15 protein-coding genes are annotated in these 16,869 nt (G+C 60.3%); 9 read left to right on the forward strand and 6 right to left on the reverse strand.

What is annotated here, in order from left to right:
• Positions 1 to 14: 14 nt before the first annotated feature.
• The 6 genes from gloA to C3Z11_RS01350 form a co-directional block, all read right to left on the reverse strand.
• Positions 15 to 551, reverse strand: a complete 537-nt coding sequence (gloA, locus tag C3Z11_RS01325; protein WP_106475723.1) for a lactoylglutathione lyase — start codon at positions 549 to 551, stop codon at positions 15 to 17.
• A 167-nt stretch (positions 552 to 718) separates the two neighbouring features.
• A complete protein-coding gene (locus C3Z11_RS01330) occupies positions 719 to 1,816 on the reverse strand; it encodes a M42 family metallopeptidase (RefSeq protein WP_106475724.1) in 1,098 nt (365 codons plus the stop codon).
• A gap of 97 nt (positions 1,817 to 1,913) precedes the next feature.
• A complete protein-coding gene (locus C3Z11_RS01335; RefSeq protein WP_106475725.1) occupies positions 1,914 to 3,572 on the reverse strand; it encodes a glucan biosynthesis protein in 1,659 nt (552 codons plus the stop codon).
• Between the two features lie 184 nt (positions 3,573 to 3,756).
• A complete protein-coding gene (locus C3Z11_RS01340; RefSeq protein WP_106475726.1) occupies positions 3,757 to 5,250 on the reverse strand; it encodes a tripartite tricarboxylate transporter permease in 1,494 nt (497 codons plus the stop codon).
• Between the two features lie 6 nt (positions 5,251 to 5,256).
• Positions 5,257 to 5,724 (reverse strand): tripartite tricarboxylate transporter TctB family protein, encoded by a 468-nt coding sequence (locus C3Z11_RS01345; protein ID WP_106475727.1) that lies wholly within the window; start codon positions 5,722 to 5,724, stop codon positions 5,257 to 5,259.
• Positions 5,721 to 6,701 (reverse strand): Bug family tripartite tricarboxylate transporter substrate binding protein, encoded by a 981-nt coding sequence (locus tag C3Z11_RS01350; protein ID WP_106475728.1) that lies wholly within the window; start codon positions 6,699 to 6,701, stop codon positions 5,721 to 5,723. Before C3Z11_RS01350 ends, C3Z11_RS01345 begins: the two co-directional genes overlap by 4 nt.
• Before the next feature lie 173 nt (positions 6,702 to 6,874).
• Here C3Z11_RS01350 and C3Z11_RS01355 point away from each other — a divergent pair, with 173 nt between their 5' ends.
• The 9 genes from C3Z11_RS01355 (at position 6,875) to C3Z11_RS01395 (ending at position 16,807) form a co-directional block, all read left to right on the forward strand.
• Entirely contained in the window at positions 6,875 to 7,543 is a 669-nt protein-coding gene (locus tag C3Z11_RS01355; protein ID WP_106475729.1) for a response regulator, read from the forward strand.
• A gap of 10 nt (positions 7,544 to 7,553) precedes the next feature.
• Complete coding sequence (locus C3Z11_RS01360) at positions 7,554 to 8,942, forward strand: sensor histidine kinase (protein WP_106475730.1); 1,389 nt, start codon at positions 7,554 to 7,556, stop codon at positions 8,940 to 8,942.
• Positions 8,939 to 9,979 carry an ABC transporter substrate-binding protein gene (locus tag C3Z11_RS01365; RefSeq protein ID WP_106475731.1) on the forward strand — a complete coding sequence of 347 codons (1,041 nt, stop codon included), beginning with the start codon at positions 8,939 to 8,941 and terminating at the stop codon, positions 9,977 to 9,979. The genes C3Z11_RS01360 and C3Z11_RS01365 overlap by 4 nt, the downstream gene beginning before the upstream one ends.
• 84 nt (positions 9,980 to 10,063) lie before the next feature.
• The gene (locus tag C3Z11_RS01370; RefSeq protein WP_106475732.1) at positions 10,064 to 10,561 is read left to right on the forward strand and encodes a C40 family peptidase; all 498 of its coding nucleotides are present in this window, start codon (positions 10,064 to 10,066) and stop codon (positions 10,559 to 10,561) included.
• Positions 10,562 to 10,585: 24 nt separating this feature from the next.
• On the forward strand, positions 10,586 to 11,365 hold the full coding sequence (locus C3Z11_RS01375) for a DUF3298 and DUF4163 domain-containing protein (protein WP_158700889.1): 780 nt from the start codon (positions 10,586 to 10,588) through the stop codon (positions 11,363 to 11,365).
• Positions 11,366 to 11,501: 136 nt separating this feature from the next.
• Complete coding sequence (locus C3Z11_RS01380) at positions 11,502 to 13,247, forward strand: putative bifunctional diguanylate cyclase/phosphodiesterase (protein ID WP_158700890.1); 1,746 nt, start codon at positions 11,502 to 11,504, stop codon at positions 13,245 to 13,247.
• On the forward strand, positions 13,240 to 13,674 hold the full coding sequence (locus C3Z11_RS01385) for a BLUF domain-containing protein (protein ID WP_106475735.1): 435 nt from the start codon (positions 13,240 to 13,242) through the stop codon (positions 13,672 to 13,674). Before C3Z11_RS01380 ends, C3Z11_RS01385 begins: the two co-directional genes overlap by 8 nt.
• Before the next feature lie 316 nt (positions 13,675 to 13,990).
• Positions 13,991 to 15,733 carry an MFS transporter gene (locus C3Z11_RS01390; protein WP_106475736.1) on the forward strand — a complete coding sequence of 581 codons (1,743 nt, stop codon included), beginning with the start codon at positions 13,991 to 13,993 and terminating at the stop codon, positions 15,731 to 15,733.
• 84 nt (positions 15,734 to 15,817) lie between these two features.
• On the forward strand, positions 15,818 to 16,807 hold the full coding sequence (locus C3Z11_RS01395; protein ID WP_106475737.1) for a zinc-dependent alcohol dehydrogenase family protein: 990 nt from the start codon (positions 15,818 to 15,820) through the stop codon (positions 16,805 to 16,807).
• Positions 16,808 to 16,869 lie beyond the last annotated feature (62 nt).

Genomic DNA, 16,869 nt, shown 5'->3' on the forward strand with positions numbered 1-16,869 from the left:
AGGCTAGGCTGACATTACTGACCCGAGCCGCCCATCAGATCGGCCTGAACGATCTCAATCCAGTAGCCGTCGGGGTCTTTGACGAAGGCGACATTTTTCATCTTGCCCTGGTCGGGGCGCTTGACGTAGTCGACGCCATTGTCGTCGAACCAGGTCACTGCCGTGTCGAGATTGGGCACGCTAAAGCAGATATGCCCGAACCCTTGCGGCTCCTGGTTGCCGTTGTGGTAGATGAAGTCAGCTTGCTCTTCGGTGCCCCAATTGTGAGTCAACTCCAGCAAGCCTTCCTGCTGAAAGGTCCAGATAGTACGTGCATCCGCCTCGTCCGGCACCTCATCACCCTCTTCCAGCCGAGCAAGGAAATAGAGCGTGAACTTCATTTCGGGGAAGTCGAGTTTGCGCAGCAGACGCATGCCGAACACATGGGTATAGAAGTGCAGCGCCTTCTCAGGATCCTTGATCCGCATCATGGTGTGATTAAGGGTAAAACCGGCGGTCATCGCTGGCGCTTCTTCGGCCACGCCGGGTGCAGATTCGGTAAACAGGGCCATTATAGTCTCCTTGTCTAGTGACAAACCCTAAACAGGGTAGTCGATGAAGATCGCTATTTTGTCCAACTTGTACGCTAGCTCAAGACGCGCCTCCCGCCGCCGCATGCCAGTCAGCGTTGTGAACAGGAGAAAAGCGCCCACGGAGTGAACGCCGTGGGCTGTGCGACTTAACGCTCGAAGTAGCTGAACGTCTCGCCAGGCTCGATCGTCAGCAGGCTATGGTAGATCAACTCGATCAGATGCTCGACGTCGCTACGCTGCACCATCTCGACCGTGGTGTGCATGTAACGCAGCGGCAGCGAGATCAGCGCCGAGGCAACGCCTGCGTTCGAGTAGGCGAACGAGTCAGTATCGGTACCGGTGGCGCGCGACTTGGCGGCGCGCTGGAACGGGATATTGTGCTGCTCAGCCGTTTTGATGATCCGCTCGCGTAGCCGATTCTGTACCGCCGGCGCATAGGCAAGTACCGGGCCGGCGCCAAGCTTGATCGAGCCCTGAGCCTTCGGCTCGATCATCGGCGTGCTGGTGTCATGGGTCACATCGGTAACGATGGCAACATCAGGCTTGAGCCGTGCAGCGATCATCTGCGCGCCACGCAAACCGACCTCCTCCTGTACCGCGTTGACGATGTAGAGGCCGAAATCGAGGTGTTGCCCGCGCTCTTTCAGAAGGCGCGCTACCTCGGCGATCATGAAGCCGCCGATGCGGTTGTCGAGCGCACGGCAGACGAACTTGTCGCCGTTGAGGACGAAGAATTCGTCCGGGTAGGTAATCACGCAGCCGACGTGGACACCGAGTGCTTCCACCTCTGCCTTCGTGGCGCAGCCCACGTCGACAAAGATATTGTCAGGCTTGGGCGTCAGCTCTTCCGTCTGGCCGCGTCGGGTGTGGATCGCCGGCCAGCCGAAGACGCCCTCGACGATGCCGTTTGACGTATGGATGTTGACGCGCTTGGAGGTGGCGATCTGATGATCGCTGCCACCGTTGCGGATCACGTAGATCAGGCCATTGTCGGTGATGTGGTTGACATACCAGGATATCTCGTCGGCGTGGCCCTCGATCACCACCTTGTACTTGGCATCTGGATTGATCACGCCAACGGCGGTGCCGTAGGTATCGGTGATGAAGTCATCCACCCACGGGCGAAGATAGTCCATCCACAGCCTCTGCCCCTCCCACTCGTAGCCGGTGGGCGAGGCGTTATTGAGGTAGCGCTCAAGAAAAGCCATCGAGTCGGCATTAAGCAGGCCGTTATCGAAACTCATGTCAGTTTTATCCTTGGATCGAAAAACGAAATGCCTCACTCACCCTATCACTGTGACCGGCCACCAGCACGGCAGTCACAGTGACAGCGCACCCACTTTACGCGTTGGGGTGGGCAGGATAGGTACGCTTTTCCGGCGCCGGCGGGAAGTACTGGTAGAGCCAGGTCTCACTTAGCGTCTTGCCACCGCCTTCCAGCACCAGGCGCATATCGATCGGATCGGTGGAGGTATCGTCGCCGGGATACCAGTCAAACAGGATGCGGAAACCGTTGATCGGCTCGACCCAGAGAATGTGAACGTCGCGCACTTCGCCGCGGGCCACACTGATATTGGCCTCGATCGGAATGTTACGCGCCGGCATCTTCTCGATGCCGCCGCCCACGAAGTCGACCGCGAAGCGCCGCGCCCATACCTCGGGATAGTGCTCGCCCGGTGCCCACCCTTCGGTGAAGCCACCCATGCCGCTGCGCGTCGAACGAACTCGTGCCAGCTCCGGCGTCGGTGTCTCCGGCGGTTCAGCGCTCCAGTAGAGCTTGTAGCCGAAATCGAGCGATTGGCCCACCGCAATCGGCTGGGCCGGCTTCCAGAAGCAGACGATGTTGTCCATTGTCTCACCGGTCGTCGGGATCTCCAGCAGCTGAATCTCGCCGTCGCCCCACTTGCCCTTGGGCTCTACCCACAGGCTGGGACGCTTGTGGTAGAAACCGACGATATCCTCGTAATGGGAGAAGTCGTGGTCGGTCTGCAGAAGCCCAAAGCCCTTGGGGTTGCTGTCGATGAAGGCGTTGAACTGCAGCCGGGGCGGATTGTTAAGCGGACGGCATACCCATTCGCCGTTGCCGCGCCACATAGAGAGGCGATCGGAGTCGTGGATCTGCGGATGAATGGTGTCGCACATGCGCCGCTGGTGGGTGCCGCAGCTGAACATGCTGGTCATCGGCGCGATACCAAGCTGGGTAATCGCCTTGCGTGGGTAGAGATGGTTGTCGATATCCATCACTACCCGTGCCTCCTCGCAGTGAATCACGAAGCGGTAGGCACCGGCGACACTCGGCGAATCGAGCAGCGCATAGGCGGTAAACGTGGTATCGCCAGGCTTGGGCGTCTGCAACCAGAAACGTGTAAACGCCGGGAACTCCTCAGGCGTATCGGCAAAGGTATTGATCGCCGCGCCCCGCGCTGACAATCCGTACTGCCCCGTCTCATCGACGGCACGGAAGTAGCTTGCCCCAAGAAAGGAGAGGATATCGCGCTCGGCCAGCGATGGCGCCTTGAAGGCGCGGAAACCGGCGAAACCGAGATTGTCCTTGCCTTCGAGCTGGGAAACATCGACGTCGGCGTTTTCATAGTTGAACAGCTCAGGGTCGAAATGAATCTCGCGCGCCTGCTGGGTCTTCGGATCGAGCGAATACATCCGCACCGGCTGATTGAACGCCATGCCGACGTGGAAAAACTGCACGTCGAGCTTGCGCTCGGGCTGGTCGTGCCACAATGAATGGTCGGGATCGAAGCCGATCGCGTTGTACTGCTGCGGGGTCAGCTTGGCCAGCGTTTCCGGCAGCTGCTCGACGGTGCTCTGATAAGGTTTGATGGCCAGTTCCCGGGCCATTTGCTGCAGTGTATCGAAGTCGAAGTGATGGGCCTCGCCATCGGCAATGGCGCTATTGTCACGTGCAGCGGCAAACAGCGGTGCCGAAGGCAGGCCATACCAGGCGGCCAAGACCAATGAGGACTTCAACAGGCTTCTACGATCCATTACTCCACATCCTCCATGATGACTATCGTCGCGTAGCATATCCGATTAAGCGCGATCGGGCTGCTCACTGAGCAATGCGGGTTAAGCATTGTTTCAGTCCGTCTCGTTCACATCACATAACGACGTTAAAAAACAGACGCCGACATTACGCCGGCGTCTGTAGAGGCTAGCCTGTCTTCATCACTTAGGCGGAAGCCCTGCGTCGTTTCCAGCCGCTGACCACCAGCGGTACCACAACCACCGCTACGGCAGCACACCATAGCCCAATTGCCAGTGTCGACTGGAACAGCACGGCGACATCGCCGCCGCTCATCGCCAGGGCGCGACGCAGATTCTCCTCCATCAGCTCACCCAGCACGAAGCCGAGTACGATCGGTGCCAGCGAGAAGCCAAACTTACGCAGCACATAGCCGAGCACACCGATCGCCAGCATCAAGAAGATCGCCATCAGATCGGAGTGGAGCTGGTAGACACCGACAAAGGCAAGCAGCGCAATGCCCGGCACCAGCGCCCAGCGCGGCACTGTCAGCACGCGGGCAAACAGACCTGCTAATGGCAGGTTGAGCAGCAGCAGCATGACGTTGCCAATATAGAGCGAAGCGATCAGCCCGCCGGCGACACGCGGCTGCTCGGTAAACAGCATCGGTCCCGGCGTGATGTTGTAGAGCATCAATGCGCCGAGCAGAATCGCAGTAGTGCCGGAGCCGGGGATGCCGAGCGTCAGCATCGGCACGAACGAGCCGGCGGCGGAGGCATTATTGGCCGCCTCGGGCGCAGCCAGCCCACGCATGTCGCCGTGACCGAAGGTGCCTTCGCGGTCGCTGATGCGCTTCTCGGTGGTGTAGGAAACCGCGCCGGCGACCGAAGCGCCAGTGCCCGGCAGTACGCCAATCACGAAGCCGATCAGCGACGAACGCAGGATCGCGCCCTTGCAGAACATAACCTCTTTCATACTGACCATGACGCGCCCCACCGGCGCCATACCGCCACCCTTGGTGAGATCATGTTCGAGCATCAACAGAATTTCGCTGATCGCGAACATGCCAATTACCAGCACCACGAAATCGATCCCGTCGTAGAGCTCGGGCATGCCCCCCGTGAAGCGCATCACGCCCGTGCCAGAATCGACGCCGACGGTGGCCAGCATTACGCCAAGCACGGCGCCGATCAGCGTCTTGATCGGGTCCTTGCCCATCATCACCGACAGCGACGAGAAGGCGAACACCATCAGCGCGAAGTACTCGGCCGGGCCGAAGTTGACAGCGAAGGCGGCAAGCAGAGGCGCAAACAGCGTCAGACCGACGATTGCGATGGTCGCGCCGATGAACGAGCTGACCGCGGACAACCCCAGCGCTGGCCCGGCGAGACCCTTCTTGGCCAGCGGATGACCATCGAGCGTGGTCATTACCGCTCCGGCGTCACCCGGCACATTAAGCAAAATGCTAGAGATCCGCCCGCCGTACTCGGCGCCGGTATAGATCCCGGCCAGCAGGATCAGCGCCGATTCGGCCGGCAGGCCCAGCGTATAGGCGAGCGGCATCAGGATTGCGATACCATTGATTGGGCCGATCCCCGGCAGTGCGCCAAACAGCGTACCGAGCAGCGCCCCGATGAAGGCGAGGCCGAGGTTGAGCGGCGTCAGCGCCACCTCGAAACCTTGGAGCAGAAAATCCCACATGGGCGTTTATCTCCCTCCGAACAGCTGCCCCACCGGCAGCGAAATATCGAGCGCATAGACGAACAGGGCGTAGCTGCCCAGTGCCATCGCGACGGCGCAAACCAGTGCCTTGAGCGACCCGGCATTGAACAGCCAGGCAAGCGCAAAGATCGCCAACGCCGAGCTCAGCAGGTAGCCAAGCGAGCTGAACGCCAGCGCGTATAGCGTCAGCACGACAAGCACCGCCACTACCTTGGCGAGCAACACACCACGCTTGGCGAGCAACACACCACGCGGCCAGGGCTCACCAAGCGCGGGTCGCAGCAACAGCACAACAGCCAATACAACAAGCAACGCGGCAAGCACGAACGGAAAGCCCTTGGGGCCGAGCGGATCGTAGGAGAAAGGGACTTCCATCTGTGTGGTACTGGCCGCATACACCGCGGCCAGTACCAGCAGGATCATACCGAGCAGACGATCTCCCAGGCGGGTCATTTAATCAGCCCCATCTCTTGGCTGAGCGACTTGAAGTGGGCAATACGTTCCTGTACGTACTGTTCAAATTCGGTGCCAAGCTTGGTGAACGGGAACAGTCCACGGGCATGTCGCGCCTGCTTGAACTCTTCGGTATCGACCAGCTTGGTGAAGACATCGAGCCACGCCTGGTAAGCCCCGTCGCTGACGTTTTCGCCCATATAGTAGCCGCGCCAGATCGGCCATTCGACGTCGTAACCCTGCTCCTTGGCGGTAGGAATATCGGCAAACGCGCCTTCCTGACGCTGATCGGACAACGCAGCCAACACACGGATCTTGCCCCCCTCGAGCTGCGATTCGATTTCCGACAGGTCGCCGGTAAAGACCTGGATATGGTTGCCCAGCAGCGCCGCCAGTGATTCGCCGCCGCCCTCGAAGGAAACGTAGCGCAGCTTACGCGGATCGACTTCATCGGCTTGGGCGATCAGCGCCGCCTTCATCCAGTCCTGGCTGCCAACCGTGCCGCCAGCGCCGAACACGATGCCTTGGGGATCTTTTTTCAGTGCCTTCATCAGATCATCAAGTGTCTGCCAGGGCGCATCGTCACGCACTACAACCGCACCGTAATCGGTGGCGACCGCCCCCAGCCAGCGCACTTCGCTGCCGTCGTACTTGCCGAACTTGCCTTCAGCCAGGTTGAGTGCAGCACCCGTGCTGGCCGCAACGATCAAATTGGGATCGTCGTCGCGCACGCCCATCACGTGGTTGTAGGCCACCGCGCCGATCCCTCCGGGCATGTAATTGACCATCATGGCCTTGTCGAGAAGTCCGGTCTGCTGCAGCGTGGTGGCGGCGAGCCGGCAGGTCAGGTCATAACCGCCGCCCGGCTTGGCCGGGGCCAGGCATTCGGGCTTGTCGATCGTGGCAGCATGGAGCTGGGCGCTGCCGAGCAGACCGAATGACAGCAGAGCGGGGGTAAGCAATCGGCGCAGGGTCATGGCGTGCTTCCTGAGTTTATTAAAGAAAATGTTTCCTGGAGTACGACTTTCGCAGGGGTGGGCCGCACCCGCTGCTGACCGCATCATGTCAGGCGACACTCGCTGCGATCATAGTCGCGTTAACCTTTCATCAACCTGTCATCCGGGTTGCCAGCGGACACTCCATTAGTCGTATGCGCCTACTACTCGTTGAGGATGACCCCATGCTGGCCCGCGCTACGGCGCGCGCCCTCGCCCCGCTCGGTCATATCACTGATGTACTGATGCGGGGTCACGATGCTCGACATGCATTGCAGGAAGGCGGCTTCGATCTGGTACTGCTTGATCTCGGCCTGCCCGATGTCGAAGGACTGGAGTTATTGCGCGAACTTCGCAGCCGCGGCGACAACACGCCGGTGCTGATCCTTACTGCCCGCGACAGCGTCGACGATCGGGTGCGCGGGCTCGACCTCGGTGCCGATGACTATCTCGCCAAGCCGTTTCAGATCGCCGAGCTCGAGGCGCGGGTGCGCGCCCTGCTGCGCCGCAGCCAGCAGCGCACCAGCGATGCGCTCTGTCTGGGTACGCTGCATTTCAATATCCGCACGGTCAGCGCCACCCTCGACGGCGCAGCGCTTGAGCTGCCACGCCGCGAGCTGCATCTGCTGGAAAGTCTGCTGAGCCAGGCCGGCCAACTAGTGACGCGTGAAACGCTCGAGGCGCGTCTGTTCGGTTTCGACGCCGTCGGCCCCAATGCCCTTGACGTCTACGTCAGCCGACTGCGCAAGCGTCTCGAGGGCCATGGCCTGCGCATCCGTACCGTGCGTGGACTCGGCTATCTGCTCGAAGAGTTCACGCCATGAGGCAACTGCAATGATTGTCATCGAACAGTCGCTCAGACGACGACTGCTGCTGTGGCTCGCCGCTGTAACGCTGGTGTTCGGCGTCGCGCTGCTGATCGAAGCCTACGTCAGCGCGCGCCGTGCCGCCGATCGCACCTTCGATGGCCTGCTCGACTCGGCCAGCCTGACGATCGGCGAGGCGATCCAGTGGCAGGATGGCAAGCCGCTGGTGGCAATGCCGTCGGCGGCGCTGCAAATACTCGCCACTCCCTCTCAGGAACGAGTGTTCTATGCACTGTTTGGCGCCAACGGCGAGACCGTAACGGCCAATGCGGCGCTGCCAATCAGCGATGCGATGCGTCGCGCTGCTCATGCCGGGCCGGTCTACGCCGACATTACCCACGACAGCGTCCGGCTGCGCATCGAGGGGCGCGAAATCGACTCGGCCGGCTGGGAGACTCGCGAGCCCGTGCAGATATGGGTCGCCCATACCCGTGGCGGCCGCGAGGCATTGATCCGTGCGCTGATGGAGCGAGCGGCGCTCCGCTTCATTGTCATGGCACTGCTCGCCGCCGCCCTGGTCTGGTTGGCCGTACGCACGTCACTTGCTCCACTGGAGCGCATTCGCCAGTTGCTGCGTGCGCGCACGCCTGACGACCTGCGCCCGCTTGCCGTCAGCGTGCCACTCGAACTCAAGGAGCTGGTCATTGCCCTCGATCAGCTACTCGAACGTCAGCGCGCCAGTCACGACCGGCTGATGCGTTTCATTGCCGATGCCTCCCACCAGCTCAAGACGCCGCTGGCCGGATTGCAGAGCACCAGCGAGCTGGCGCTGCGCTCGACCGACGCCGCCGACTGGCACCAGGCACTGGTCGAGGTCAACCACGGTGCCCGCCGTTCGGCCCGCCTCGCCCAACAGTTGCTCAGTCTGGCCCGCCTCGACCACCGCCACGACGAAGCCTTCGTCGTGCTCGATCTCGTCACCCTCGCCCGTGCACGGCTGATCGACTGGATCGGGCGCGCTGCCAGTCAGGCCCACGACCTAGGCTTCGATGGTCCCAACCAGCCGGTGATGGTGCGCGCCATCGCCTGGCAGCTCGAGGAATTTCTCAACAATGCGCTCGACAACGCACTGCGCTACACCCCGCCGGACAGCGCCATCACCGTTGGCGTCGTGACCACGGCGCAACAGGTAACTCTGTTCGTCGAAGACGACGGCGCCGGCGTCGACGAGGCGCTGCTGCCGCGGCTAGCCATGCCGTTCGAACGCGCCGGCCGCCAGGACACCACTGGCTCAGGGCTGGGGTTGGCTATCGCCGCCTCAGTCGCCACCCACCACAACGCCGAGCTGGCGATCACACGGGCCGGTGTGGGCGGGCTGCGCGTGGCGTTGCATTTCAAGCGCGAGAGGTTGCTATGAAAGCGACGCTGCTGGGGCTGTGGCTGATGTGGCTAAGTGCTCATGCCTGCGCGGCGACGACGCTGGTAATCAACGCCGCGCTGGACCGCGACGTTGTCGCGCCGCTACTTGATGCCTTCAGCCACGCCAACCCTGACATCGAACTCATCTATCATGACGGCTCGACGCTCGAGGTCGAACGCCAGCTCCAGGCCGGTACGCGGCAAAGCGCCGATATCGTGCTGAGTTCGGCAATGCCGTGGCAGCTGGCTGCGGTCAACGCCAACCGCGCCCAGGCTCTCGACATTCCCGAGGCGGCCGAATGGCCGGCCTGGGCCAAGTGGCGCGACGAGGTGTTCGGTTTTACCTTCGAGCCGATCGTCATCGCCTACCGCCTTGAACTCGCCCACGCCATGCGCCCACCCGAAACCCACCGAGACGTACTGGCCCTGCTGCACGCGCACCGCACCCTGCTGCGCGGCCGAGTCACTACCTATTCGCCCGAACGCAGCGGCGTCGGCTACACCCTGTTCCAACAGGACGCGCGCTATTCGCCGCGCTTCTGGGATCTGGTCGCCGCGCTCGGCGCCGCTGATGTCTCGCTCGAGGCTACCAGCCGCAACATGCTCGAGGGCCTCAGCGCGGGGCGCTACTGGCTCGGCTACAACCTGCTTGGCTCCTACGCGCTGGTCTGGGCTCGCGAGCATCCTGACATCATCGTCCAAGTGCCCAGCGACTATAGCCTGGTGCTGATGCGCATGGCCTTCGTCACCCGCGATGCACCGCATCCCGAGGCGGCACGCCGATTCATGGCATTCTTGCTCGGCCACGCTGGTCAACACGTGATGGCCGGACAGACACCGCTGTTCAGCGTGCGTCCTGACGTCACCGGGCCCTACACTGCTCAGCGTCTGCGCGATCAGGTCGGCGATCATCTCTATCCGATTCCCATCGACGCCTCGCTGCTCGCTTTTGTCGATCCTTTGCGCCGTGATGCCTTCATGGCGCGCTGGCTACGCGAACTCAAAATCCTCGATGACGGCACCACGACGCAGTGAAGCCTTGACCGCGACGCGCCGATAAGCGATGGATAGGCACAACACGCGCATGAAGACACGACTGAAGGACGCGGAGAACGCAACATGGCAGGCAAGATGTGTATAGCGGGACTGAGGCGGCTGGGCGTGGCGGGCATCGCGCTTGTCCTGGCGATGCTCGCCGGCTGCGCTGGCAACCCGCCACTTGAGACCCAGGACACCAGCAACGAGACAGACCTGTCGATAGAACGGGTATTGGTGATCACCGCAGCCAAGGATGCGCTCGGCACGCCCTACCGCTACGGTGGCACCACGCCGCGTGGGCTCGACTGCAGCGGCCTGACTCAGTTGAGCTATCGCGCGGCAGGCATCGACATACCACGCACGTCGCAACAGCAGTTCGACGCGCTGCCAAGGCGCGATAAAGCCCGACCTGGCGATCTATTGTTTTTTGGTCCAGGCGGTGTCAGCCATGTAGGTATCTATATTGGGCACAATCAAATGATTCATGCGCCGGGCAGCGGGCGCACAGTCAGCGTGGCCAACATCACCAATCGCTACTGGCGCAGCCATTATCGCGGCGCAGCGGCTCCTGCGCCCTGAGCGTTTATGCCAGAAGGAACATACATGATGAGAAGTTTCCGTTGGTCTGTTCTGCTGGGGCTGACAGTCACGCTCGCTGCTTGCCAGAACATCACTGAAAGGACGCCACCGCCTGACCCGCCGGCCGTGCTTGAGATCCAGCGTGTCGAACGCTTGTTCATTGAACCGGACTGCAGCGGTGATCACTGCGCCAGGGTCAGTGCCGACTACCTGCGCTTCGTCAACGATGCGGCCCTGTCCGCCGAGCTCAAGCGGCGCTTGCTCGTCATGGCGGGAGGCATTGGCAATGGCAGCGAATCGCCTGCTGCCTCATTCGACGCCTATGCACATGAGTTCTTCAGCGAGGCGCGAAAGGCACGCACCGATTATCCCGACACCGCGCCTTACCATGCTAGCGTGACGGCAGAGGTGATCGCCGATCATGATGGTTTGCTGATCCTTGCGTTAAATAATTATATTTTCATTGGGGGTGCGCACGGTATGCCGGTAACGCAGTACATGGTGATCGATCAGCATAGCCGTCAGATTGTCACGCTTGATGACATGCTGCGTGATGGCCAGCGTCACACCTTCGATGCCGCACTGGAGCGTGCCCATAACCGCTGGCTTGAGCAGCTCGGGGAGGATCAGGCCTTCGCCGCGCAATGGCCGTTGTCGAGCTCCAGTAACGTTGCACCATTGGATGAAGATGTCGTGGTCAAGTATCAGGCCTATGATCTCGGCCCCTATGCCATCGGCCAGCCTGAATTACATATTCCCTATGCGGAGCTGAAGGGGATTTTCAAGCCCCGTTATCTGCACTGACGTGCCAATGGAAAAGGATAACGTTATCGGTGTGTGCGGCTATATCAAGTCCAGGCCGAATAGTGCCGATAATCCTTCATTGAGCTTGCGCCATACTTAGCGGCTCGCGATTCACTGTGAAAAACAATGGATGCCTATGCCCGGCTCAAAGAAAACTTCCGACGCATTTCCAGCGTTTAGTGCCATATCGGCAGATAACGAAGCACAGCTGACATCGCTGGAGATCGACGCTTTTTTGCAGGCGGCGCAGCACTCGTCACTCGGGCTCGCCGTTGTCGATGATAGCGGTAGCGTGAACTACGCCAACCCTACCTTCACTGCGTTGCTCGGGTTGACGGAACATGCCATCCGCCGCCAACCGCTGTTAGATCGATGCGAAATGCTGTCACCTGCCGAACGGGCCGCCCTCAGTGAGCTACTGGCGCGCACCGAAAATGGTGTACTGACCCTGCCACGGTCAAACGGTACCGCTCTTATCCTTACTCTTGATGCTCGCCATGCCGATTCGCGCCTGATTGTAGTAACTCGAGCGGGCGAGCATACCGTTACGTTCGAAGCCGACCAGCAGTTATCCCTTAATGACCCGCATACAGGACTCGGTAATCGCTTGGCTTTTGAGGAAGCGGTGGCGCGCTGGATGGCTTGTCATCCCGATAACCAGACCCTCGCGGTACTGTTGATTGATCTCGATCGCTTCAAACAGGTCAACGAGACGCTAGGCCATCTGGTCGGTGATGCCCTGCTTAAACTCGCCGCCAGGCGCCTGAAGAATGCGGCGCACGATAATGATCAGGTGATGCGCTTGAGCGGGGACGAATTCGTGATTCTTCATCCGCTTGAGCCTTCTCACGACGATACCGCATCGTTGGCTGAGCGGGTTATCGAGCTGCTGAGCCGGTCGTTTCTGATTGAAGGTCAACAGATCAATATCGGCGCCAGTATCGGCATAACGTTGCTCAAGCCTGAAAGGCCTGAAAATGCCGATGTGCTCAAGCATGCCAATCTTGCGCTTTACGCCGCAAAGGCAGCAGGACGGAGCACCTTTCGTATTTTCGAGCAAAGATTGGCCGAGCAAGCCCTTGAGCGCCGCGAAATGGAGCTTAATCTGCGCCGCGCGCTGGGACTTCAGGAATTGTCCCTGTTCTATCAGCCGCAGGTGAATCTTCAGACCCAGGCCATCAGCGGCTTTGAGGCGCTGCTTCGCTGGAACTGTGCCAAGTGTGGGCCCATTTCACCGGCCGACTTCATCCCGCTGGCAGAAGAGATCGGCGAGATCCATACAATTGGTGAATGGGTGCTTTATGCCGCCTGTCAGGAAGCCAGCACCTGGCCCAATGACCTGATCGTCGCCGTCAACGTCTCGCCGCTTCAGTTCAATGACGACAGGATCGTGACCATTGTGCACGATGCACTACGATCTGCAGGGTTGGCGCCGGCACGGCTGGAGCTGGAAATCACCGAAGGCACCCTGATCAGCAATTCACCCGCCGTCATGCAGCGCTTGTGGGCACTCAAGGCGATGGGGGTGGGCATTGCCATGGACGACTTCGGTACCGGCTATTCGTCACTGAGCTATTTGAACAGCTTTCCGTTTTCCAAGCTGAAGATCGATCAGTCGTTCATTCGCGGCGAGCAGTCGGTAAAGTCGAAGGCGCTGGTCGATGCCATCCTGGCCCTGGCGACCAGCTTGGGGATGACAACGATCGCCGAAGGCGTCGAAACACAAGCACAATTTGAAGCGCTGGCGCGCAGCGGCTGTGACAATGCGCAGGGTTACCTTATTGCCCGGCCCATGCCGCCTGAACAGATCAACGATTATTTTCAACGCTGCGGGTGCCCAGCCAAGACGCCCGCCCCGGCAACGGCCCCCCCTCATGAATGATGCTCTATATAGATTGGTCTATGTCAGCCGTAACGATATCGAAGGCGACGATGCGACCATGCATCGCGAAATCGAGCAGATTCTGGACGCGTCACGCCGCAACAATGCCCGGGCAGGGATATTCGGTGCGCTGATGTTCAACATGCGCTGTTTCGCGCAGGTGCTGGAAGGGCCACGTGCGGTTATTGAGGACACCTTCGAGCGTATTCAGCATGATATCCGTCACTCCAATGTCGCCGTGCTTGATTTCAAGCGTGTAGATCAGTGCACCTTTGCACAGTGGTCGATGGCTTACGTAGGCGCTGATACTCAGGCTGCACGCCAATTCGCGCTGTCGACTGACGCTGACTTCACTGCCGAGACGCTGGATGCAGAGCATATCTACAGGCTTTTAAAAGCGCACATGTTCGAAGCAGCGTGCAGATAATTGCCTGGACTCAGTGTAGTGACCGGTCAATCGAGACAGCGATCGATCTTGCTGCAGGCAGTATTTTAGTACGTAAAAGGCCGCTGCTTATGCAGCGGCCTTTTTCTTTTAATGCTCTTTCTCTCGTTTACATGGCAACCGCACACGCTGAAAGCGCGTTGCCAGGATCACTTCATCCTTCGACAAGCCGACTATACTCACACGACAACGCCTGATGTGGCTTGCCACTGTTGCTTGCCATCGCCACGACGGCGGGCCGCACTTAACCCAGTAGGCCTTCAGATCTTTCTCGCCATCTGCTACTGACGAGCTGTCCATGCTGCAACCCGTTTCACGTCAAAGCGATCTCACGCTGGAATCTGATCAGGTTCCACCACGTCCCGAGAATGTGGGCACCTTCGCCCCCCTTTCCATTGCCGCCTTTCGCGCCATCTGGATTGCCAACCTGTTTGCCAACTTAGGCATCTGGGCGCAGTCGGTCGCTGCCGCCTGGGTCGTCACGGAAGCCCAGGGCAGCGCCGTGATGGTCGCGATGATTCAGGTCGCCGCAGCTCTGCCGCTGGTACTAATGTCGATTGTTACCGGTGTAATTGCCGATAATTACGATCGGCGCAAGATCATGCTGACGGGCATGACCATTGAGGTACTGGGCGGCCTTTTTATCACCGCTATTACCTTCATGGGCTTGCTGTCGCCGACGCTGCTGATTGCATCTATCTTCTGCGTTTCCATCGGCGCCGCCATCACGACACCAGCCTGGCAGGCAGCGGTGAACGAACAGGTGCCGAAGAATCTCGTCAGCAGCGCAGTGCTGCTCAACAGCGTCAATTACAACGCCGCACGTGCCATTGGCCCAGCGATTGGCGGTCTGCTGCTGTCGGCGGTAGGACCGGCATGGATATTCCTGCTCAACAGTCTGTGCTTCTGCGGACTGATCTGGGCGGTGTGGCGCTGGCGGCGTGCAGTGCCGAAAAAAACCTTGCCGCCCGAGCGTATTGTCGAAGGGATCAAGGCGGCGCTGCACTTTACGCAATACTCCAGCGTGACTCGCCTGGTGATGCTGCGCTCATTCATATTCGGCATTTCCGCCAGCGCCATCTGGGCCTTGCTGCCACTGCTGGCACATGCTCACCCCAGCGGCAGCGCCTCGCTTTATGGCTATATGCTCGGTGCCCTCGGTATTGGCGCCATCGCTGGCAGCACTCTGGTCAATCGCATCCGTCGCAAGCTCGGCAGCAGCCACCTGATCAGTTACGCCGCAACGGTTTTGGGCATGGTCATGCTTATCCTTGGCGGCTTCGACACGTTGTGGGCACTGTTCCCGGCCTTGATTATTGGGGGCAGCTGCTGGATCGCCGCCGTAGCATCCTATAACTCATCAGTTCAGGTACTGGTACCGGACTGGGTCAAGGCGCGTGCTTTGGCGCTTTATCAGACCGCACTCTATGGCGGTCTAACCATTGGCTCATTCGTCTGGGGCCAGCTGGCCGAGAACATGGCGGTACAGGGCGCACTGCTGAGTGCCGGTGGGCTACTGATTATTTCCGCCCTGCTGCTCTATTCCTCCCGTTTACCGAACCTTGATGCCGACAGCCTCGTCGAAGCGCCCGAAACCATGGCCGGACAGCCCGCTTTCGAGTTCAATCCGGCGCGTGGTTCGGTGCTGGTATCGATCGAATACCGAATTGCTACTGACAATATCCGCGAATTTGCCCGCGCCGTGCGGCCGCTCAGGAAGCTTAGGCTGCGCAATGGTGCCGAGCGCTGGTCGCTGTATCGTGATGTCAACGACCGTGAGATATGGCAGGAAGTCTTTCTGGTCCGTAACTGGCTACAACATCTACGCATGCTTGATCGCCTGACGATGGCCGACCGCGTCATTATCGACCGTGTCACTGCGCTGCACAGCGGCACCCAGCCGCCCCTGCTTCGTCACGGTGTCAGCTACAAGGCGACGCGTTACGAGACGCAGGGGCCAGCGTTGACACCGACCATGTCTGCCCTCGATGACATTGACGCACCCGACCGCAATAATCCCGATTATCCCGCCCCGCCATGACAGCGGGCGGCAATAGTGTCACTGGAAATGCACACAGCAGTGCATGCGCCAGCATTATCATTCATTAATCTGGAGTTCTTTCTCATGTCCAAGGTAGTCCGCTTTCATCAGACGGGAGGCCCCGAAGTCCTGCAGATCGAGGATATCGATGTGCCCGCGCCGGGCCCCAATGAGGTACGCATCAAGGTCAAGGCGCTCGGCCTCAATCGCGCCGAGGCGATGTATCGCAGCGGCAATTACACTATTCAGCCCTCGTTTCCCGCCATTCTCGGCTATGAAGCCGCTGGCACGGTCGAATCCGTGGGCGATGGCGTGACCGGATTCGCCGTCGGCGATACGATCAGCACCATTCCCGCCTTCGGCTTTGACGAATACGGCCTGTATGGCGAGCTGGTCAACGCGCCGGTCCATGCCGTGGTCAAGCATCCCGAAACGCTCTCGTTTGAACAAGCCGCCGCCAGCTGGATGATGTTCGTTACCGCCTACGGTGCATTGATCGATATTGCCCAGCTCAAGCAGGGCGACACGGTACTGATCCGCGCCGCGTCAAGCAGCGTCGGTCTGGCCGCGATCCAGATCGCCAACCGGGTCGGTGCCATACCGGTGGCACTGACGCGCAGCAACAAGAAGGCGTCCGCCCTGCATGACGCCGGTGCGGCACATGTGATCGCCACTGAAGAGAAGGACATCGTCACCGAAGTCGAGCGGATCACGGCAGGCAAGGGTGCCCGTGTCGCCTTCGATCCGGTCGGCGGCCCGGAAGTGCCCAAGATTCTGCGTTCGCTGTCGTTTCTCGGCATCTTCTTTCAGTACGGCGCGCTGGATACCAGCGATCTGACCGTGCCGGTGATGGACATCCTCGGCAAGGATCTGACCCTGCGTGGCTATCAGCTGTTCGAGATCACCGGTGATGCGACACGGCTGGAACGGGCCAAGAAATTTATCGTCGATGGCATGCGCGACGGCAAGCTGCGTCCGGTGATTGCCAAGACATTCGCTTTCGAACAGATCGTCGAGGCGCATCGTTTCATGGAGTCGAATGCGCAGGTCGGCAAGATCGTGGTGACGCTGTAAGCCGAACCGAGCGCGCATCATGCCATCGCAGGAAAGACAGCCGCCTACCGGTGCGGCTATGC

The organism is Phytohalomonas tamaricis, assembly GCF_003012345.1.
GTDB classification, from domain to species: domain Bacteria; phylum Pseudomonadota; class Gammaproteobacteria; order Pseudomonadales; family Halomonadaceae; genus Phytohalomonas; species Phytohalomonas tamaricis.

Bases quoted from the DNA above. Each gene is read 5' to 3' on its own strand.
- gloA (WP_106475723.1), bottom strand. From the start codon at position 551: ATGGCCCTGTTTACCGAATCTGCACCCGGCGTGGCCGAAGAAGCGCCA.
- C3Z11_RS01330 (WP_106475724.1), bottom strand. From the start codon at position 1,816: ATGAGTTTCGATAACGGCCTGCTTAATGCCGACTCGATGGCTTTTCTT.
- C3Z11_RS01345 (WP_106475727.1), bottom strand. From the start codon at position 5,724: ATGACCCGCCTGGGAGATCGTCTGCTCGGTATGATCCTGCTGGTACTG.
- C3Z11_RS01355 (WP_106475729.1), top strand. From the start codon at position 6,875: ATGCGCCTACTACTCGTTGAGGATGACCCCATGCTGGCCCGCGCTACG.
- C3Z11_RS01360 (WP_106475730.1), top strand. From the start codon at position 7,554: ATGATTGTCATCGAACAGTCGCTCAGACGACGACTGCTGCTGTGGCTC.
- C3Z11_RS01375 (WP_158700889.1), top strand. From the start codon at position 10,586: ATGATGAGAAGTTTCCGTTGGTCTGTTCTGCTGGGGCTGACAGTCACG.
- C3Z11_RS01340 (WP_106475726.1), bottom strand. From the start codon at position 5,250: ATGTGGGATTTTCTGCTCCAAGGTTTCGAGGTGGCGCTGACGCCGCTC.
- C3Z11_RS01380 (WP_158700890.1), top strand. From the start codon at position 11,502: ATGCCCGGCTCAAAGAAAACTTCCGACGCATTTCCAGCGTTTAGTGCC.
- C3Z11_RS01350 (WP_106475728.1), bottom strand. From the start codon at position 6,701: ATGACCCTGCGCCGATTGCTTACCCCCGCTCTGCTGTCATTCGGTCTG.
- C3Z11_RS01390 (WP_106475736.1), top strand. From the start codon at position 13,991: ATGCTGCAACCCGTTTCACGTCAAAGCGATCTCACGCTGGAATCTGAT.
- C3Z11_RS01385 (WP_106475735.1), top strand. From the start codon at position 13,240: ATGAATGATGCTCTATATAGATTGGTCTATGTCAGCCGTAACGATATC.
- C3Z11_RS01395 (WP_106475737.1), top strand. From the start codon at position 15,818: ATGTCCAAGGTAGTCCGCTTTCATCAGACGGGAGGCCCCGAAGTCCTG.
- C3Z11_RS01365 (WP_106475731.1), top strand. From the start codon at position 8,939: ATGAAAGCGACGCTGCTGGGGCTGTGGCTGATGTGGCTAAGTGCTCAT.
- C3Z11_RS01335 (WP_106475725.1), bottom strand. From the start codon at position 3,572: ATGGATCGTAGAAGCCTGTTGAAGTCCTCATTGGTCTTGGCCGCCTGG.
- C3Z11_RS01370 (WP_106475732.1), top strand. From the start codon at position 10,064: ATGGCAGGCAAGATGTGTATAGCGGGACTGAGGCGGCTGGGCGTGGCG.